Origin of the sequence: Nostoc sp. KVJ3 (assembly GCF_026127265.1) — a bacterium.
Classification (GTDB): Bacteria; Cyanobacteriota; Cyanobacteriia; order Cyanobacteriales; family Nostocaceae; genus Nostoc.
The window spans coordinates 994058-1010363 of sequence record NZ_WWFG01000002.1 but is presented as its reverse complement, the minus strand read 5'-3'; the positions used below and the strand labels follow the sequence as shown (position 1 = coordinate 1010363).

11 protein-coding genes and 1 tRNA gene are annotated in these 16306 nt (G+C 41.6%); 5 read left to right on the top strand and 7 right to left on the bottom strand.

Going from position 1 to position 16306, the window contains the following annotated elements; all coding sequences use genetic code 11:
• Positions 1-26: 26 nt before the first annotated feature.
• Both obgE and GTQ43_RS20435 read right to left on the bottom strand, forming a co-directional pair.
• Complete coding sequence (gene obgE, locus GTQ43_RS20440; protein WP_265274585.1) at positions 27-1055, bottom strand: GTPase ObgE; 1029 nt, start codon at positions 1053-1055, stop codon at positions 27-29.
• Positions 1056-1129: 74 nt separating this feature from the next.
• Entirely contained in the window at positions 1130-1786 is a 657-nt protein-coding gene (locus tag GTQ43_RS20435) for a Mo-dependent nitrogenase C-terminal domain-containing protein (RefSeq protein ID WP_265274584.1), read from the bottom strand.
• Positions 1787-2454: 668 nt separating this feature from the next.
• Between GTQ43_RS20435 and GTQ43_RS20430 the strand changes: the two genes are divergently transcribed.
• From GTQ43_RS20430 to GTQ43_RS20415, 4 genes are all read left to right on the top strand, one after another.
• Positions 2455-3552 (top strand): glutamate--cysteine ligase, encoded by a 1098-nt coding sequence (locus tag GTQ43_RS20430; protein WP_265274583.1) that lies wholly within the window; start codon positions 2455-2457, stop codon positions 3550-3552.
• A 362-nt stretch (positions 3553-3914) separates the two neighbouring features.
• On the top strand, positions 3915-4271 hold the full coding sequence (locus tag GTQ43_RS20425; protein ID WP_265274582.1) for a hypothetical protein: 357 nt from the start codon (positions 3915-3917) through the stop codon (positions 4269-4271).
• Between the two features lie 253 nt (positions 4272-4524).
• Entirely contained in the window at positions 4525-5064 is a 540-nt protein-coding gene (locus GTQ43_RS20420; protein ID WP_265274581.1) for a Dps family protein, read from the top strand.
• Positions 5065-6014: 950 nt separating this feature from the next.
• Positions 6015-6197, top strand: coding sequence for a CsbD family protein (locus GTQ43_RS20415; protein WP_265274580.1), 183 nt, complete (start codon positions 6015-6017; stop codon positions 6195-6197).
• Positions 6198-6713: 516 nt separating this feature from the next.
• Here the strand turns inward: GTQ43_RS20415 and GTQ43_RS20410 are convergent.
• The 5 genes from GTQ43_RS20410 to GTQ43_RS20390 form a co-directional block, all read right to left on the bottom strand.
• Positions 6714-7511, bottom strand: a complete 798-nt coding sequence (locus tag GTQ43_RS20410) for a WecB/TagA/CpsF family glycosyltransferase (RefSeq protein WP_265276508.1) — start codon at positions 7509-7511, stop codon at positions 6714-6716.
• A gap of 362 nt (positions 7512-7873) precedes the next feature.
• Complete coding sequence (locus GTQ43_RS20405) at positions 7874-8131, bottom strand: hypothetical protein (protein ID WP_265274579.1); 258 nt, start codon at positions 8129-8131, stop codon at positions 7874-7876.
• A gap of 35 nt (positions 8132-8166) precedes the next feature.
• A tRNA-Leu gene (locus tag GTQ43_RS20400) sits at positions 8167-8250 on the bottom strand.
• A 100-nt stretch (positions 8251-8350) separates the two neighbouring features.
• Complete coding sequence (locus GTQ43_RS20395; protein ID WP_265274578.1) at positions 8351-9472, bottom strand: alpha-hydroxy acid oxidase; 1122 nt, start codon at positions 9470-9472, stop codon at positions 8351-8353.
• Between the two features lie 403 nt (positions 9473-9875).
• Positions 9876-13562 (bottom strand): NB-ARC domain-containing protein, encoded by a 3687-nt coding sequence (locus tag GTQ43_RS20390; protein WP_265274577.1) that lies wholly within the window; start codon positions 13560-13562, stop codon positions 9876-9878.
• 908 nt (positions 13563-14470) lie between these two features.
• On the opposite strand from GTQ43_RS20390, the gene GTQ43_RS20385 reads away from it, so the two are divergent.
• Positions 14471-16159: a peroxidase family protein gene (locus GTQ43_RS20385; protein ID WP_265274576.1), complete on the top strand. Its 1689-nt coding sequence runs from the start codon at positions 14471-14473 to the stop codon at positions 16157-16159.
• The last annotated feature ends 147 nt before the right edge of the window (positions 16160-16306 follow it).

Here is a 16306-nt window from a genome sequence, read left to right as displayed (position 1 = left end):
TTTCTTGCCTACTTACTTATTACGAATTATCTTAATGCCTCCACCTCTTCAGGAACCTTCAATTGGTCAAGAACTCCCCAAATTTCTTGTAACATCGCCTCTAAGCCGGTACGGGTAACTGCTGAAATTACAAAAACCGGAGCGTAGGAAAGATGATTAAGTTGAGTAGCTAACGCCTCTAAATCGACAGTTTCCCGATCGACTGCATCAATTTTGTTTAGTGCCAAAATTTGCGGACGTTCTGCTAAACCCCTTCCATATGCTTGCAATTCTTCCTTAATTGTGTTGTAGTCCTTAACCACATCATCGCTAGTAGCATCAATTAAGTGGAGTAGCACTCGCGTGCGCTCGATATGGCGTAAGAAATCATGTCCCAACCCAGCCCCATGAGCTGCCCCTTCAATTAATCCGGGAATGTCGGCAAAAACAGTACCATCTCCAGTAGGTTTCCGCACTACACCCAAATTTGGGATGAGGGTAGTGAAGGGATAATCTGCGATTTTCGGACGTGCAGCTGATAAAGATGAAATTAAAGTGGATTTACCAGCATTTGGTAAGCCGATAATCCCTACTTCTGCCAAAAGTTTTAACTCTAGACGCAGCTGCTTGATTTCACCTGGTAATCCTGGCAGGGCGTATTCTGGGGCGCGGTTACGGTTACTCAAGAAATGCTGATTTCCTAGTCCACCTTTGCCACCTTGGGCAATCCGCAAAGTCTGCTGAGGCTCAATTAAATCACCCAGCAATTCGCCAGTTTCAGCATCATAAATAGTTGTGCCACAGGGAACTTCGATGATTAAATCCTTTCCTCCTGCCCCAGTGCAGTTATTTGGCCCACCACGAGTCCCTTTTTCTGCCTGAAAGCGATGGTTATATCTAAAGTCCAACAAGGTTTGTAGGTTTTCATCGGCAACAAAAAATACCGAACCACCTCGTCCTCCATTACCACCAGAGGGGCCACCAGTCGGCACATACTTTTCTCGCCGGAAGGCAACAATACCATCGCCGCCCTTACCAGCTTCAACTTCAATTTTTGCTTGGTCGATAAATTGCATACTTAAATAATAGTGAAAAGTGAAGAGTGAGGAGTTACAAATTATAACTCCTTACTCCTCACTCCTAACTCTAACTAAATATATGGCGAAACATCTTCACCGCATTTATCTGCTAGATAGGAGAGAGCGCGGAAACGTAAGCCCACCAGTTGCTCGTACAAGGGGTTAATTTTACACATCGGTGGGATGTGGACAATCTTGCGTCCAAATAAGGTGACATCCCGCTCAAAGGGACACTGAGAGGGAATCATTTTACACAAAAAGCGGGCTACTCTTGGGTCTTGGATATCTAGGCCATCGAGCCAGTCTCTTAGGGGGTGTAATGCATCAATTTGACGCTTTGTAAGTCCCGGTGTAGCGGGCTGTTCTAGGGTGTGGCGAAGAGGTTCTAGTAAATTCTCTGGCTGTTCTAAGGCTTGGCAGAACTGTTGTAGCACTCGATCTTCGCTGGGAGAATAAGTGCCATCTGCGATCGCTACCATCACCGCTGTCCTTAAAAAATTTTCTGCTGCTGGTGTACCTTTACCCAACACTGCGGCTAATTCTATCGGCGTAATTACCTCTAGTGAATCCCATGTCATCCCAAGGGCTAATTCATCTTTGGTAATGCTGGCAATTAATTCTTGTTCTTGGGGATCAAAATTACCATCTGCCCAAGCAATGGTGAGCAGTCCACGCAACCAAGCTGCAATCTGTTCGCTGCTGTAGGGGGATTGAACGGTACTTGTCATAAACTCACGTCTGGTAGCTTTCCTCAGTCACTACTAAGCTATCCTAACCAGTGACTATGAAGATAGTGAGGGGAACAGAGAAAAACCAACAAAGTGAGTAGGCATCGCTGTCTCAAAAAATAAACTAAAGAAGTTTTCAAATCGCCATAGTCGGTCTTGAGGTAAAATCCATTTGATATAGCAGTCCTAAATGAGTCGTGAAAAATATAAATAAGGAAACGAACCGCCAAGTACGCCAAGGACGCAAAGAGAAGAAAGAAGAAAGAGATATGTAATTTTCACAAATGATTTAGGATTGCTATAGTAATCTTGATAATATTTTTTACTTAAACTAATAAAAGGGAGATTTAATATGCATTTTGGAGGTATTGATGAATAAAACAAAAGTTCCCTTTGGAGTGATTAAAGAAATACTACTAACTCTTCTATGGCTTAGAAATTATGAGCTTTAGGTAGTTTATTTAATTATAGTATAGCAATCCTAAATCATCTGAAATTATTGCAGCATTACCGCTTCTCCTTTGGAGACGCTATTCGCGTTCGGGTTGCCGTAGGTGTCGCTTACGAATTTAATTAACTTAACTTCTGCAAAAACTTCTCAGATAGCCTGTTGCGAGTAACTATTCTCGATAACTGGGTACATACAACAAACAATAAAGGTATAGATAATGTTTTTCTTTGGCATTGAGCATGAAGTCGCCTTCCTAAACAAAGAAGGAAGGTTTGCTGATTTTTCTCACACAAAATTTGCTGATTTCAATCAAATTATTGAAAGGCTACCGACATACCCCAGCGATTATCCTCAACTGCGCGTAGGTGATGCAGGTATTAAGATGAAAAGATGGTATATTGAGGGCTTTGAAAGATTTGCAGATTCCGACGAAGTAATAGATTGTCATGTTAAAGGTATTGAAATTAGAACAACTATACATCCTAATATTCACGGTGCTATTACTGAATTATCAGAAAGTTTTCACTTACTGCGTGAGGTTGCTGCTAGTTTTGATTTTTCACCAGTTTTAGTGAGTTTTAATCCCTACAATCCAGCTTTTGAGCCTCAACCCCCATTAAATGATTATGAAATCAAACAGTTAGAGGTTTATCCTGACGAACAAACTGCTAATATTCACATGGTATCTTATGGGCCAGATTTAAATATTTCAGTGCCAGATTTGTCTACTAAAGATGTGATTGATATTGGCAAAAAGTTAACTTATTACAGTCCTTATATCGTTCCTTTTACTTATAGTTCCCCTTTTTATAACGGAGGTTTATGGGATGGGCTATCGGTACGAACTTTTATCAGAACTGGAAAAAGACCAGCAGCCCTAGTTTTTGTTAAAGAACAAGAAGAACTGATTGATAGCATACCTTGTTTAACAAGAATCGCCCGCATTGCTGCTGAAGTAGGACGCATTGAATTTAAGGCTTGTGATAGTTGTGATGATTTTCTCATCTACGCAGCTTTACTGGCATTATTAAAAGGTTTAGTGTTAGATGAAACTTTGATTGGTAGAGCAATCGTACCTGATGCAACATTACACAAAATTTCTGCAAAAGAAGGTTTTGACAACGAGGATATTTTTGTAAATGCGACAAAAGTCTTGCAAGCAGCCGAATTTGCCTTGGGAGATGATCCAGATATTCAATATTTAATGCCGCTAAAAGTGCTGTTAGCGAAGCAAAAAACAAGATCCCATGAATTAATAGAAATGTTCCACCGTGTCAGTTCAATAGAAGAGGTAATAAAGCAAACTTATCGTTAGAACGATATACCTATAGATTTAATTTATTGTAACTACAGATATAGGAAACTTCATTCTATAGATTGATGTAGGCATTAGCATTTTCAAAGTAGAAATAGGAACAGATGACCTGCAAACGAAGAAATGTCATTAAAAACCTAATGATTTTGCTAAAGAATTAAGCTGGTATTTGCTTATTATACCTGACTAATTCCGTGCAGAAATACAAAGGCAATTTCTTCGTCAGGTTAGTTGATCGAGAACTTTGAGATTGGCGCGTAGGTTGTTATTTTTATTCTGGCTAAAGTTTGTCAAATAAAAGTATATCCTTCGCTCCTTTAGTGAAAGTTCTCCGTTGTTAAAACTGTTATCGAGGTTTTGAAATGAAGATTGTTGCTTCTGTTTTATCTATCTTAAGTCCAGTACGTTTTTTAGTTGTGGCTTTTACTTGCGCCTTACTATTGTTATCTAGTGCTTTTCCTGCTTTTGCGATCGATAGCTACCAAAGTGACTCTACCGAAGGTACTACACAATTGCTTAACATTCAACGCAAAACTGACAAAGCTGCTAAAGAACCACCAGCAGGATTAAAAAAGGTTCAAAAGGAGTCCAACAAAGGACTAAATGAAGTTCAGGGAGATGCTGATATTGACAAGCAAAAGCGTCCTGAAAATTCCCAGAGTGCAACCTCTGCGGAAGAAAATATAAAGAAAGTGTTGGAGAAAGTTACAGGTAAGTAACTAAATTAATAGTTGGGTAATTTTTGATAGATAGTAATGGGTAATTGCGTAAAAGCAGTGACCCATTGCTGTTTGGATATTAACAATAAAAATCGCTAATTACTAGATTATTGACTTAATACTACCTATTAAGACATAGGCATAATTAGGAATATGGTAATTAATTTCATATCATAATGTTTCCTTTGGTTGATGTGGAATATGTCTGAAATCTGGGAACTTAGTAAATAAGTTTGCTTAGGGATGGAAAAAAATGCGTGCGATAAACATTGGTTTGACAGAAGAACAGCGTCAAGGTGTAATTAATCTCTTAAATCAAGATTTGGCAGATGCCTATCTACTGTTAGTGAAAACCAAAAAGTACCACTGGGATGTCGTTGGCCCTCAGTTCCGTTCTTTGCACCAGCTTTGGGAAGAACACTACCAAAAGCTGACTCTAAATATTGATGCCTTGGCAGAACGAACTCGTGCTTTAGGTGGTTATCCAGTTGGCACAATGGAAGGATTTCTCAAGATTGCTACCCTCAAGGAACATGCTGGTAATGTTCCCACAGCAACGAAGATGGTAGCTAATCTAGTACACGATCATGAGCAGGTTATTCGTAACTTAAGAGACCATGTAGATCAGTCTGGTGATAAGTTCCACGATCAAGGGACTGCTGACTTCTTGACTGGACTGTTGGAACAGCATGAAGAGATAGCTTGGATGCTGCGTTCATTTATTGAAGGGGAAGCAATAGATCCAGATGGTAAACAGCCAGCATCTGGGGCTAAGACTCCTGTAGGTGTGTAGCTTATAACCTCTGAGTTAAGATTACTATAGGACTCATATTTGATTTCTGAAAAGATACGTAGGTGTGTTAGCGCAGAAAGTACGGCACCATCTCAAGCTCTTGGTGCGTTACGACGTTCCCTCTAACACACCCTACTGGCATGGCAAGGCTAAAATGTTGCAATAGATTTTTGAGAAAATTGAGATAAATCAATGTTTTCTGCTTTTTTCTTAATGCACATATTTAGCCTTGCCGCGCCACTATAAACACTTAGATTTTTCCAAAAATCAAATAGTAATCCTAATACTTGTCAAACAAACTACTTAGAAGGACGATAAATTTCCCCTTCTAAGTGGTGTTAAAGGATTAATCTGTCTCCATCTACCTCTTTATCATATTCATTGTAAAAACAACATAATAAAGGGAGTATTTAAGTGACAAAAGTTAAATCCCTGACTTCTTTGAGTGATAATCCGGGAATCTGGAGAGCGCAAATTTTCACAAATTTACAATTTTATTCAAAAATCAAATGGGAGTCCTATAGCGTTTCCTAATCATACAAGGTACATCATAGTCCCCTCATCGCTTGCGGGGAGGGTGTTGGGGGTGGGGTTCTTGTACCTCACTCGACTGAGAGGATGTTTTAAAAGTCCTCTGGTCGGTAGCAAAAAGTTTTAGATCCCCTAAATCCCCCGATAAATTGGGGGACTTTGATTCTTGCCCTTTTTTAAGGGGGGTTAGGGGGGATCAACAAGTGCCTAAAATTACAGCCAACCACTTTTAAAACATCCTCTAAGAACCGCTATATATATTTTTCATATTTTTTACTTGCGTACTCCTGTAGCGCTTCGTATCTATCTTAAGATACATAATCTAAAAAATTGTTCTATCGGGTGATGGAAGTGATAACTAAGATATTACTGTTAGTTTATGTAATAGCTGAATCAACTACAAGCTGGAGATAAAAACCATGAGTACTGAAAAAAGAGTAGAAGCTACTTTAAAAAATATTGAAGGAAAAATTCAAGAGGTTGTGGGTGAAATAACCGGTAATCCACAAGAGAAAGCTGAAGGACAAGCAAAACAAGCTGAAGCCCAAGTTGCTCACACTGTAGAAAACATTAAAGACGAAGTTAAGAAAATTGTAGACTAATTTAGTTTAGTTTGGGCAGTGTAAATAGCAATAATGGCGATGATTCATTACTAATAGTCTAATATAAATTACTCCACTAACTTTTAGGAAGTGGAGTTTTTGTATTGATATAAAATCTGAAAGGATGAATTACTAACAGACTGGCTCTAATCATGATTTTTTTTGGCAAATTAATTCCTTACATAAGTAGGTAGGTACGAATAAACCGAGCTATGTAACAAAATGTAAAAAGACCGAAACCCTTGCGATTGCTTCGTCGTGCCTCCTCGCAATGACAGCCTATATTATATTTATTTACATTCATCTACTTAGCAGAGATTATATGAAAGCTAGGAATAGTAATGCTTTTACCTCCTACCTCCTGATATATAAGCCAGTTTTTCCATAATTCGTGACATTACAGCCAGTTTTTGATTGATAAAATCCGGGAGCGTGAAGTTGCCCTTAGCTTTGAATTTAAAAGCTAGGGGTAATTAGATTATTCTTTTTACCCTAGTCAGTCTCACCTTATTTTCCTTAATCCCCAGTTTCGTGGAGGAAAACTGCTGCAATTCGACTTGATGATAGTAGCTGCTTCGTAGCCAGCCATATAAATAGTGGAATGGTCTTAGCATAACGTCCGCAAAGTCGGCGCGGTTCTTGAATCCATCGATATAGCCATTCAAGTCCTAAGTCCCGAATTATCCGGGGGGCCCGTTTATGGATGCCTGCATAAACAGGGAAAACTCCACCCAATCCAATCATTACGGCTTGTATCTTACCCTTATGTTGAGCTATCCAATTTTCTTGCTTAGGACATCCCAGTGATACTAAGACCGTACTAGCACCACTAGAATTAATCTTTTGTACCAAAGCTTCGTCTTCAGTTTCAGTCAGGGGACGAAAGGGTAAAGGCTCCATCGCCGCAATTTTCATCTGTGGAAATTCTTGCTCTAACCTTTTTTGCATCCTAGAGAGAATTTCTGTTTGGGAACCGACAAAGAAAATACTAAGATTTTGTGTCTGAGTTCGCTGACACAATTCTAGAAAGATATCCATCCCTGCCACACGGTCTTGGTAAGACGCGCCCATTTTTCGCATCATCCATACAAGAGGCATACCATCAGGAGTAATTATATCTGCATTTCGCAATACGGCGGCAAACTCTGGATTCCAATGAGCTTCAATGAGCATATGTACATTGGCTACATAAACACTTTTACTCTCACGCCTACTCGCCCACTTCAGTATTGTTTGTATCTGATGGTCAAAGCGCAAAGCAGTAATAGGAAAATCAAGTACTTTTTTAGTAGGTAGAAGCACTCTCGCCACCATCAATAACTCCTCTGTCCAAGAAAAAAATCCACAGATTACATAGACCATTCCAAATATTGAATAATTCGGACTGGGTGACTCCTGACTTTTTGTAGGCTTGTGTCATCATTGGAAGTTAACACGTGGACGTGCAATTGCTTTCTTAGTATACTTTTGGCTTAATCGGTAATACTAGAATTACTTGCTGTTGTGTCCTAGCTTACTGTTTTAAGTTAGGGATTTCAGATGCTGGTTGACAAAATTCATACTTTCTTCATAATTAATTTTTGATTGCTTCATACAAACATTACAATTGCGATAAATTTTTATAGAAATTTTATTCCTGAGTAAGATTTTTGATGTAGTTATTTTATATGGAAAAGTTAAGATACCAGGCATTGAGTCTGCCGATTCTGATCCGTAAGTATGTGCTTAAGAGATAAAAGCCCAAAAAATAAGGGGAAGATAAGCTTATCTTCCCCTGCTCTATTGTTTTTGTTATTATCTGGCTTGTTGGCTTCTTTGAGTCTTTGGCGTAACATTTGCCGTTGCTTTTTCAGTTGCCGTTTTCTGGCAGAACCACCTCTACCTTTGTCATTCCTACCTTCTTTGCGGGGAGACTCCCATCTTTTCAGGCGCATGAGTTTTTAACCTCTATATATTAGTTGTTTGGTAGTGGGCAGGAGGAGAATCGAACTCCTATGACCGCAAGGCCGCCACATTTTGAGTGTGGTGCGTCTACCAATTCCGCCACCCGCCCTTTTACATCTATTCTAAATATTATACTCTAGTTAAGGGATTTTGTAACAAGTTTGAGAATTAATTTTCAAACTTTTTCTGGAATAATTTATATATAAGGTTTAAAAGCGTGGCAACATCAATAAACTAGGGTTAATATCCTGTAGTTTTGCACAACCGCTAAGTGCCATGCCGATATTTAACTCATCTTGTAGCAGTGAGATGACATGAGATACGCCCATTTCTCCTGCTACTGCTAGTCCCCATAAAATAGGTCGTCCAACCAGTACTGCTTTTGCTCCTAATGCCAGAGCTTTGAGAATATCTGTACCTCTGCGAATGCCTCCATCCAGCAGCACTTCTACTCTACCATCTACTGCTGCTACTATTTCAACTAGGGCTTCTATTGAAGCGATCGCACCATCGAGTTGTCTGCCACCATGATTGGAAACAACAATTGCTTTGGCCCCATATTCTACGGCTCGCACAGCATCATCTCCCCGTAAAACTCCTTTGATGACTAAAGGTAGTGGAGATAAAGATTGCAACCATTCCAAATCATCCCAAGTTACTGCTGGGTTTAGCTGTTGGGCAAAATAGGTAAATAACCCAGATTCGCCTTTTTCATGAGAAATATCTAGTCCTGAGATGGTGGCGAGATTAGCCAGATGTAAGTCTGTGGGTAAGGCGAACTCGTTGCGTCTATCTCTTTCACGCTGTCCGAGAACAGGTGCATCGACAGTTAGACAAAGTGCTTTGTAGCCAGCTTTATAGGCTTTTTCTACCAAAGCACGAGTTAATCCTCGGTCTTTATGGATGTAAAGCTGGAACCATCGTAGAGAATCTGGAAATTTATCACACGCAGTCGCTACTTCTTCAACGCTCTTTGTGGCCATTGTACTTAATACCATGCCCACACCAGCTGATGCGGCAGCTATAGCTGTGGCCACTTCGCCATCTGGATGGGCTAGACATTGAAAGGCCATCGGCGCAATTAACAAAGGTAGTTGCAGGGGTTGTCCTAAAATGGAGGTAGTTAGATTGCGATCGCTAACATCGACTAATATCCGAGGTCGTAACTTGACTCGCTCAAAGGCAGCACGATTATCTCGTAATGTGATTTCGTCCCAAGCACCACTGCTATAGTAATCAAGGGTCATTTGAGACAGATGCTCTTTTGCTAGCTTTTCGTACTCAAAAAGATTTATGGGTTGAAAGCGATGGTCGTTGGATACAACTGTCATGTTAGAGGCTGTGGGTTAAGCAATGAGATTTTTTTTTAATCCGCTTGTCTGATTTATTAGTAACTGAGTTATTTTAAAGGAACCTTTCTGATAATCTCAGTATGTCAGCTTTTCTTTCTTTTTCAGCAAACCCTACTTAATAAAATACTTTACGAGTAGTCTATCAAATTCATTTTGACGGTTAGAGAGACGCGATAAATCGCCGTCTCTAAAGGAAATTTATCTATCAATTATTTATTTACAGACTACTATTACTTTGTCAAGCTAACTTTGAAGGGTAAAATAACGAACCGCAGAGGCACAGAGAAGCCAGTGCTTTGGGCGGGTTCCCCGACTTTAAGCAACTGGCGCAACACAGAGAAAAAGAGAGAAAGATTCTAAAACTTGGTTTACGTAAGCATTGTTAACTTGACAGACTACTAGGAGATTGCCTGACTGCCCCTAAAGCTTTTAAAGTTGATACCTCGGCCTCGGTCAACCCTTTAACTTCTGTAATAATCGCACCTTCATAAGGACGGGCTGACCGTAAAGTTGTCCAGCATTCCCCTGTAGTAAGATCCCAGCAATTGATTGTTTCATCCTGGCTACCACTGAGGAGAGTTTGATTGTCGTGGCTCAAACTGAGCGACCAGATCCAATTTTGATGATTATCTAGTGTAGCAAGACAGTCTCCAGTAGCTAGATGCCAAATTTTGATGGTGCGATCGCTACTACCGCTAATCATCCGGCTACCATCGGCGGTGAAGAGGATACAAACAATTTGGCCGGTATGTCCTTGGAATACTCGCTGACAACTTCTAGTGTGAATATCCCAGAGTTTGACTGTCTGCTCATCACCACCACTAGCAACGTATTGATTATCTGGACTGACGGCAACTGCCCAAACCCGGTTGGAATCAGCCTCCCAGGTATTCAGACAGATGCCTGTTTCAACATCCCACTGTTTAACTATCTTTTCATAGCCACTACTGTAGAGGGTTTTGCCGTCAGGACTAAAAGCGATCGCTAATACACAACCAGGATGTCCCAGCAATGTTTGTAAACATTCACCAGAACGCACATCCCAAATCTTCACTGTGTGGTCGTAGCTGCCACTAGCAAGCAAGTTACTGTCGGAACTGAAGGCGATCGCCCAAACCCAACTTCCATGACCATATAAGGTTTTGAGGCATTGTCCTGTATAGGGACTCCAGAGTTTAATGGTGCGATCGGCACTACCACTAGCTAGGAATTGCCGATCGGGACTGAAAGCAACACTAAAAACGCGATTGCTGTGTCCGTGGAGTACACGAAAAGGCTGGAGGTTAACTTTTAAGCGTTGTGGAGCATTGAGGTTGACATCCCAAAGTTTGATTGTCTGGTCTTCGTGTCCACTAGCAAGGAGGTTTTGTTGCTCACAGTGGGCAATCGCGTAAACGATATTGCTATGTCCTTGTAAGGTTTTAGTACACTTTCCGGTATGAAGTTCCCAGACTCTAGCTGCATGGTCATCTCCACCACTGGCAATTAAGTGTCCTTGGGGGTGAAAAGCGATTGACCAAATCCGGTTTCTATGCTTATTAAGTGTATCCAAACATTTGCCGATTTCTGCATCCCATATCTTCACAGTTTTGTCATAACCAGCACTGGCGATGCGATCGCCCTGGGGACTAAATGCTACTGTTGTTACAAGTCCTGTATGTCCCTGCAAGGTCAGGCAACATCCCCACACCCCAGTAGATACATCCCACAGTTTCACGGTTTGATCGAAACTGGCACTAACTAACCTTTGTCCCTCTGGGCTAAAGGCGATCGCTTTTATCCAGTGCTGATGACCAATTAGGGTTTGCACACAACATCCAGTTTCTATATTCCACAACTTGATTGTGCTATCTTCACCAGCACTTGCTAGGGTTTTACCTTTGGGATGAAAGGCTACGCTCCAAACACAGGTAGTATGTCCTTCCAGTGTTTGCACACATTGGCCTGTACCAAGATGCCAGATTTTCACTGTGTGGTCGTAGCTAGCACTGGCAAGGAATTGACCATCGGGACTAAAGGCGATGGATGTCACCATGCTAGTGTGTTCGTGCAACGTTTTGAGACATTTACCTGTGGCGATGTCCCAAAGTTTGATTGTATGATCCTGACCGCAACTAGCTAAGACTGGATGCACGGGACTAAAAGCCAGACTCCAAACCCAACTATTGTGTTCTTTATAAATAAAAAGTTCTTTTCCATTGCTGGCATCCCAGATATAAATATCACCGTTACTATCACTGATCGCCAGATGTCGCCCATCAATACTGAAAGCAACGCCAGTGATGCCACCAAAAGTTGCAGCAAATGCACACTCTCGAAATGTTGTTTGGGTAAAGTTGACTTGATATAAGTTGAGCGATCGCAAATCTGCTTGACGAATGTAGAGATCAGAAAAATCATATCCCGTCAAATCGGTTTCCAATTGAGCCAACAAATTCAGCAGGTTGCCGCCAGCATACCCAACGGTATCTGGGTATGGGGCATGAATAATTCTTTCTTGCTCCTCTGCTTCTTTCTTGTTTCCGTTATTTCCATGCCCTTGTGGGTAGAGTTTTTTATCTTGTAGTTTGTTAATCAATCTACCTAGTTTATGCTCAAGCTGACGAGTAGAGCCAAGGATTACTTGCAGTTGATCCAAGATAGGCCGCACAATCAAGTGAATTTGACTATCGCGGATATAGTCTTTTGCCTGGGCTTTCATCAAGGCATGACTCAGCAGATATTGCGGTGATTCCGTGACAATTTCTTGACATACTTGCTCAATCAAGCAATCTGTAACGTATTCCATCACTACAGGTTGCTGTGTGAATCCCGTAGTGTTGCCTTCAATCAAGCTACGCCAAGATAAAGACTCCAAAACTTGGATTAACTTAGATTTAGGAACTGTAGGTGTCAAATCTGTTTGCAATTCTGTCACCGTGACGCTTTCTCGGTGAATTGCCAGCCAATACATGACTTGCTGTTCTAAGGCTGAGAGTCGTTGGAATTGCTGATCGATGAGATTGCCAATACCATTAAAAACTGTTGTACCTTCATTAAAAAAGCGAGAAATGCTGCCTTCATACAAGTCTCGAATTGAAGTTGCAGCAATTTTCAACGCTAAAGGATTGCCACGGTAACAGTCAATTAGTTGGCGGTTTTCGTTCTCTGTACTTAATAACCCTTTGAGGGAGAGAATTGTTTCTCCGGCTGTGATTTCTAATCCTGAGAGAGCAAGGGTACGAACTGGTAAACCATCACCTTCCAAAGCAGCAACTTGAGCAGGTTTTTCCCGACTGGTGAGCAGAACACAGCTTTGATGCCGAGTTTCTCCTAATCGCCACAAAAGTTCACCGTAGGATTCATAGCCTTCTCGGTAACAGCCTGTCTGCTTACCATGCTGCAACAGAGTATCAAAGTTATCTAAAATCAGCAAACAGCGAGATTTACGAAAGTATTCGATTAAACAGGTGATTTGCTCGTGAGGGTCAGCAGGTAATGTGATAACTTGTTGATTGGAAAGAATTTTGATGCAGTCTGTCAGCTTGTCATGGAAAAAAGGTGCGTGCCGGAGCGATCGCCAAATCACATACTCAAATTCTCCCTGTAATTGTTCTGCCAATTTGACTGAGAGTGCGGTTTTGCCCATACCACCCATACCCAGCAGTACTACCACACGAGTGCGTGAAGCGTAGCTGTGGCCATTAGGCGAATCGCCCACAATCCACTTGCTCAAAGTTTCTAATTCAGTGGTACGTCCATAGAAGCGGGAAACGTCGATGGCTTCTCCCCAATCGATTTGAGGCGTGAAGGTTGGGGAGGTGTTTGCGCCATTCGGCTGGTGTGTGATTCGGTTTAGGACTCCATGCAGATTATTCTTAGTAACTTTTTCATTTAAAGCAAGAGATAGCGATCGCCATAGTTGCGAACCAACATCTTTGATATGGCCTGGGTCATAAGTGACATCTCGCGCCATTTCTAGGTAAGTTTTCCCTTCCCAGGCGTAGCGAAATACAATCTCTTGCGCTCTCGTTAAGCGTCCCCGTTTCAATAATCGCTCAACGATTGCGATCGCTTCTTCAACCGTCATTTATTTCCGTAGTAATACAGCTTAACTACAATATTCCCACGAGAAAGTTGATTTTTTCGCAAAAGTTTACGTAAATCTACCAAAAAAACCCGACCTTTTCCGACCTTTTCCGACCGACAAACTTTATACCTGGCTGTAGAGTATTTAAATGAGGATGTCATGTTCGCCCAACAGGTATTGGAATATCGGCAGAGACAGCGCTAGGAGAGTGAACGAAACAGCAAATTGCTACTTTGCCATATACAACATTTTTCAGGTAAATGAAGTACACAGGTAGGGGAGCCACTCCGTTGGGCGGGCAATGCCCGACTTGAAGGATGTGGCGTTGCACAGCACTGCTGTGCCCTTAAAATCATCTGTACCTCACGCCTATTGCAATCTGCTGTATTTTTTCTGGAAAAGAGATTGTGCAATGTGTAGTAAGAGGGGAAATATCACAATATCTTCAATTTAGCTCAAGAGAGACTAAGGATGGTGGAAACAAAAATCAAAGAGATAGTTCTTGTCAGCAAGAAAGAAAAGATTATCTACTTCGATTTATCGCAAATAAAGAAAGGGTTTAAGACCCCAACCATACACGTAGCCCGGAGGCGGAGTGGCTCCAAATCCGCTCCGTTTCAGTCGGTCACTGAGCTTTGCCGAAGTGCGGGGCTTAAATCCTCGTCTGAAACTGTCTAAAATGTTTGAATTTACGTCTAATGTGAATTGAGTGCCGAAAACCTTGCAATTTCGTCGATAGTTCCAAAACCACGATTTTTAACAAGTCTTGAAACCCTTATGGAGAAAGAGGCATTTTTAATTCACATCAGGCGTAATTTTGAATTTTGAATTGTTAATCTCACCTACTTACTTAGTAGCTTTCAAATTATCACGTGTTCAAACTTAACCTTTATTAAGGAGCATCAATTATGAGCGGATTTGGTCATGGTTCCGTCGGCACACGAGAACAAGCATTTACGAGTCTGCTGGAGTTAAGAGAAAAAGACTATCCGCCACATCAACTTGTGAAACTTGCCGCAAATATCAAGGGAGCAGTTGATACGGTCAAAGATGGCCCCGATCCAGAAGAAAACCTTTGGGTACCAGCGGGCTATACCTACTTTGGTCAATTCATCGATCACGATCTTACCTTCGACAACACATCATCACTCAACCCAGCAGATACTGGAGAACAAGATCGTTTACCAAGCAACTTGCGTACCCCACGCTTTGATTTAGACTCCTTATACGGCGACGGGCCCGATGCTCAACCTTTCTTATACGACACTAAGGACGGTGCTAGTTTGCTGTTCAAAGATGGCAATAAAAATCAATATGAAGCAAATTGTGAGCAAGCAACTCAAGACTTGCTGCGTAGCCCCAACGGTCGGGCTATTATTGGCGACAAGCGCAATGATGAAAACTCTATCATCAGCCAAATCCATTTGGCATTTGTCAGATATCACAATGCAGTGGTTGAAAAGCTGAAAAAAGATGATGAAACACTAACTGGTACTGCTTTATTTAATCAAGCACGCAATGAGGTGCGCTGGACTTATCAAAAGCTGGTAATCGAAGACTTTTTACCACGCATTGTCAAAGCAGAAGTGCTTGCTGACCTTCAGAAAGCCACAACACCTGAAGAACGGAAAGACCTCTACGCCCTTTATACTAAAGATAAGCGTAAAAACCTGCCCCGCGAATTTGTGGTTGCGGCTTACCGCTTTGGACACTCAGGAGTCAGGACAGGTTATCGGCTAAACAAAGAGACTCGCTTGAGTATTTTCCCGTCCAGCGAAAATCCAAAACCAGATGACGACAGTTTACTGGGATTTGAACCGCTTCCCAAAACCCATGTCATTGAAGACTGGGGTCGATTTTTTCCAAATACGAAACCTGGAGTTTTCCCCACTAAATTTCCAGACGAACCCGCAGGTGAAACACCGAACCCTGAAGTCCGGCTACAATTTGCTTACAAAATTGACACTACCTTGGTAGATCCACTTGGTGTTTTGCCGCCCAAGGTGCTACCGACTAGCGCAACGGTTGGGGGATTGGTTAAGGAAGTTGAGGACACAATACGCCCTGACTACTTGCCAGATAATGTGGGACACCCCCCACGCCCATCCTTAGCCCTCCTCAACTTACTTCGTGGTAACACATACAAAGTACAAGGCGGACAAGCGATCGCAAATGTACTCAAGAAAAAATGTTTTCCGGTTCAAATACTAGACCAAAAGCACCTATTGACGAGAAAAGCGGTTGAAGGAAAAGAAGGATTTTTCAAATTTGAAGAAATCGATTCAAGTCTTCAAACAGATACTCCTCTGTGGTTTTATATCTTAGCCGAAGCCCAAGCCTCGGTTGTGGATGGAATCAAATTAGAGCCAGATGGAACCTTCGATGAAAAAGAACTACTTAAAGAAAATGGAGCCAAAACCCAGCTAGGCTGGGTGGGTGGTCGAATTGTAGCTGAAGTGTTTTATGGTCTGTTGGATTCTGATAGTGAATCCTACTTCAATGCACGACCTAAAGACTGGAAGCCGATACTAGGAGGTAATGGAGAGGTCATCTTCGCTAACCTTCTCAAGTTTGCAGGACTAACCATCTGCAACTAAGCAAATGCGATTTTACTGGTCATTAACCCTGAATGTGTAAGGGGGAATGGCACTAATACCATTTCTTTGTGAGGCTGCGCCAAACCCTTTTAACTTCTTTTTTTGCGTCCTACCCTGTGGGAAGCCGCTCCGCGTCTTTTGCGGTTC

Bases quoted from the DNA above. Each gene is read 5' to 3' on its own strand.
- obgE (WP_265274585.1), bottom strand. From the start codon at position 1,055: ATGCAATTTATCGACCAAGCAAAAATTGAAGTTGAAGCTGGTAAGGGC.
- GTQ43_RS20435 (WP_265274584.1), bottom strand. From the start codon at position 1,786: ATGACAAGTACCGTTCAATCCCCCTACAGCAGCGAACAGATTGCAGCT.
- GTQ43_RS20430 (WP_265274583.1), top strand. From the start codon at position 2,455: ATGTTTTTCTTTGGCATTGAGCATGAAGTCGCCTTCCTAAACAAAGAA.
- GTQ43_RS20425 (WP_265274582.1), top strand. From the start codon at position 3,915: ATGAAGATTGTTGCTTCTGTTTTATCTATCTTAAGTCCAGTACGTTTT.
- GTQ43_RS20420 (WP_265274581.1), top strand. From the start codon at position 4,525: ATGCGTGCGATAAACATTGGTTTGACAGAAGAACAGCGTCAAGGTGTA.
- GTQ43_RS20415 (WP_265274580.1), top strand. From the start codon at position 6,015: ATGAGTACTGAAAAAAGAGTAGAAGCTACTTTAAAAAATATTGAAGGA.
- GTQ43_RS20410 (WP_265276508.1), bottom strand. From the start codon at position 7,511: ATGGTGGCGAGAGTGCTTCTACCTACTAAAAAAGTACTTGATTTTCCT.
- GTQ43_RS20405 (WP_265274579.1), bottom strand. From the start codon at position 8,131: ATGCGCCTGAAAAGATGGGAGTCTCCCCGCAAAGAAGGTAGGAATGAC.
- GTQ43_RS20395 (WP_265274578.1), bottom strand. From the start codon at position 9,472: ATGACAGTTGTATCCAACGACCATCGCTTTCAACCCATAAATCTTTTT.
- GTQ43_RS20390 (WP_265274577.1), bottom strand. From the start codon at position 13,562: ATGACGGTTGAAGAAGCGATCGCAATCGTTGAGCGATTATTGAAACGG.
- GTQ43_RS20385 (WP_265274576.1), top strand. From the start codon at position 14,471: ATGAGCGGATTTGGTCATGGTTCCGTCGGCACACGAGAACAAGCATTT.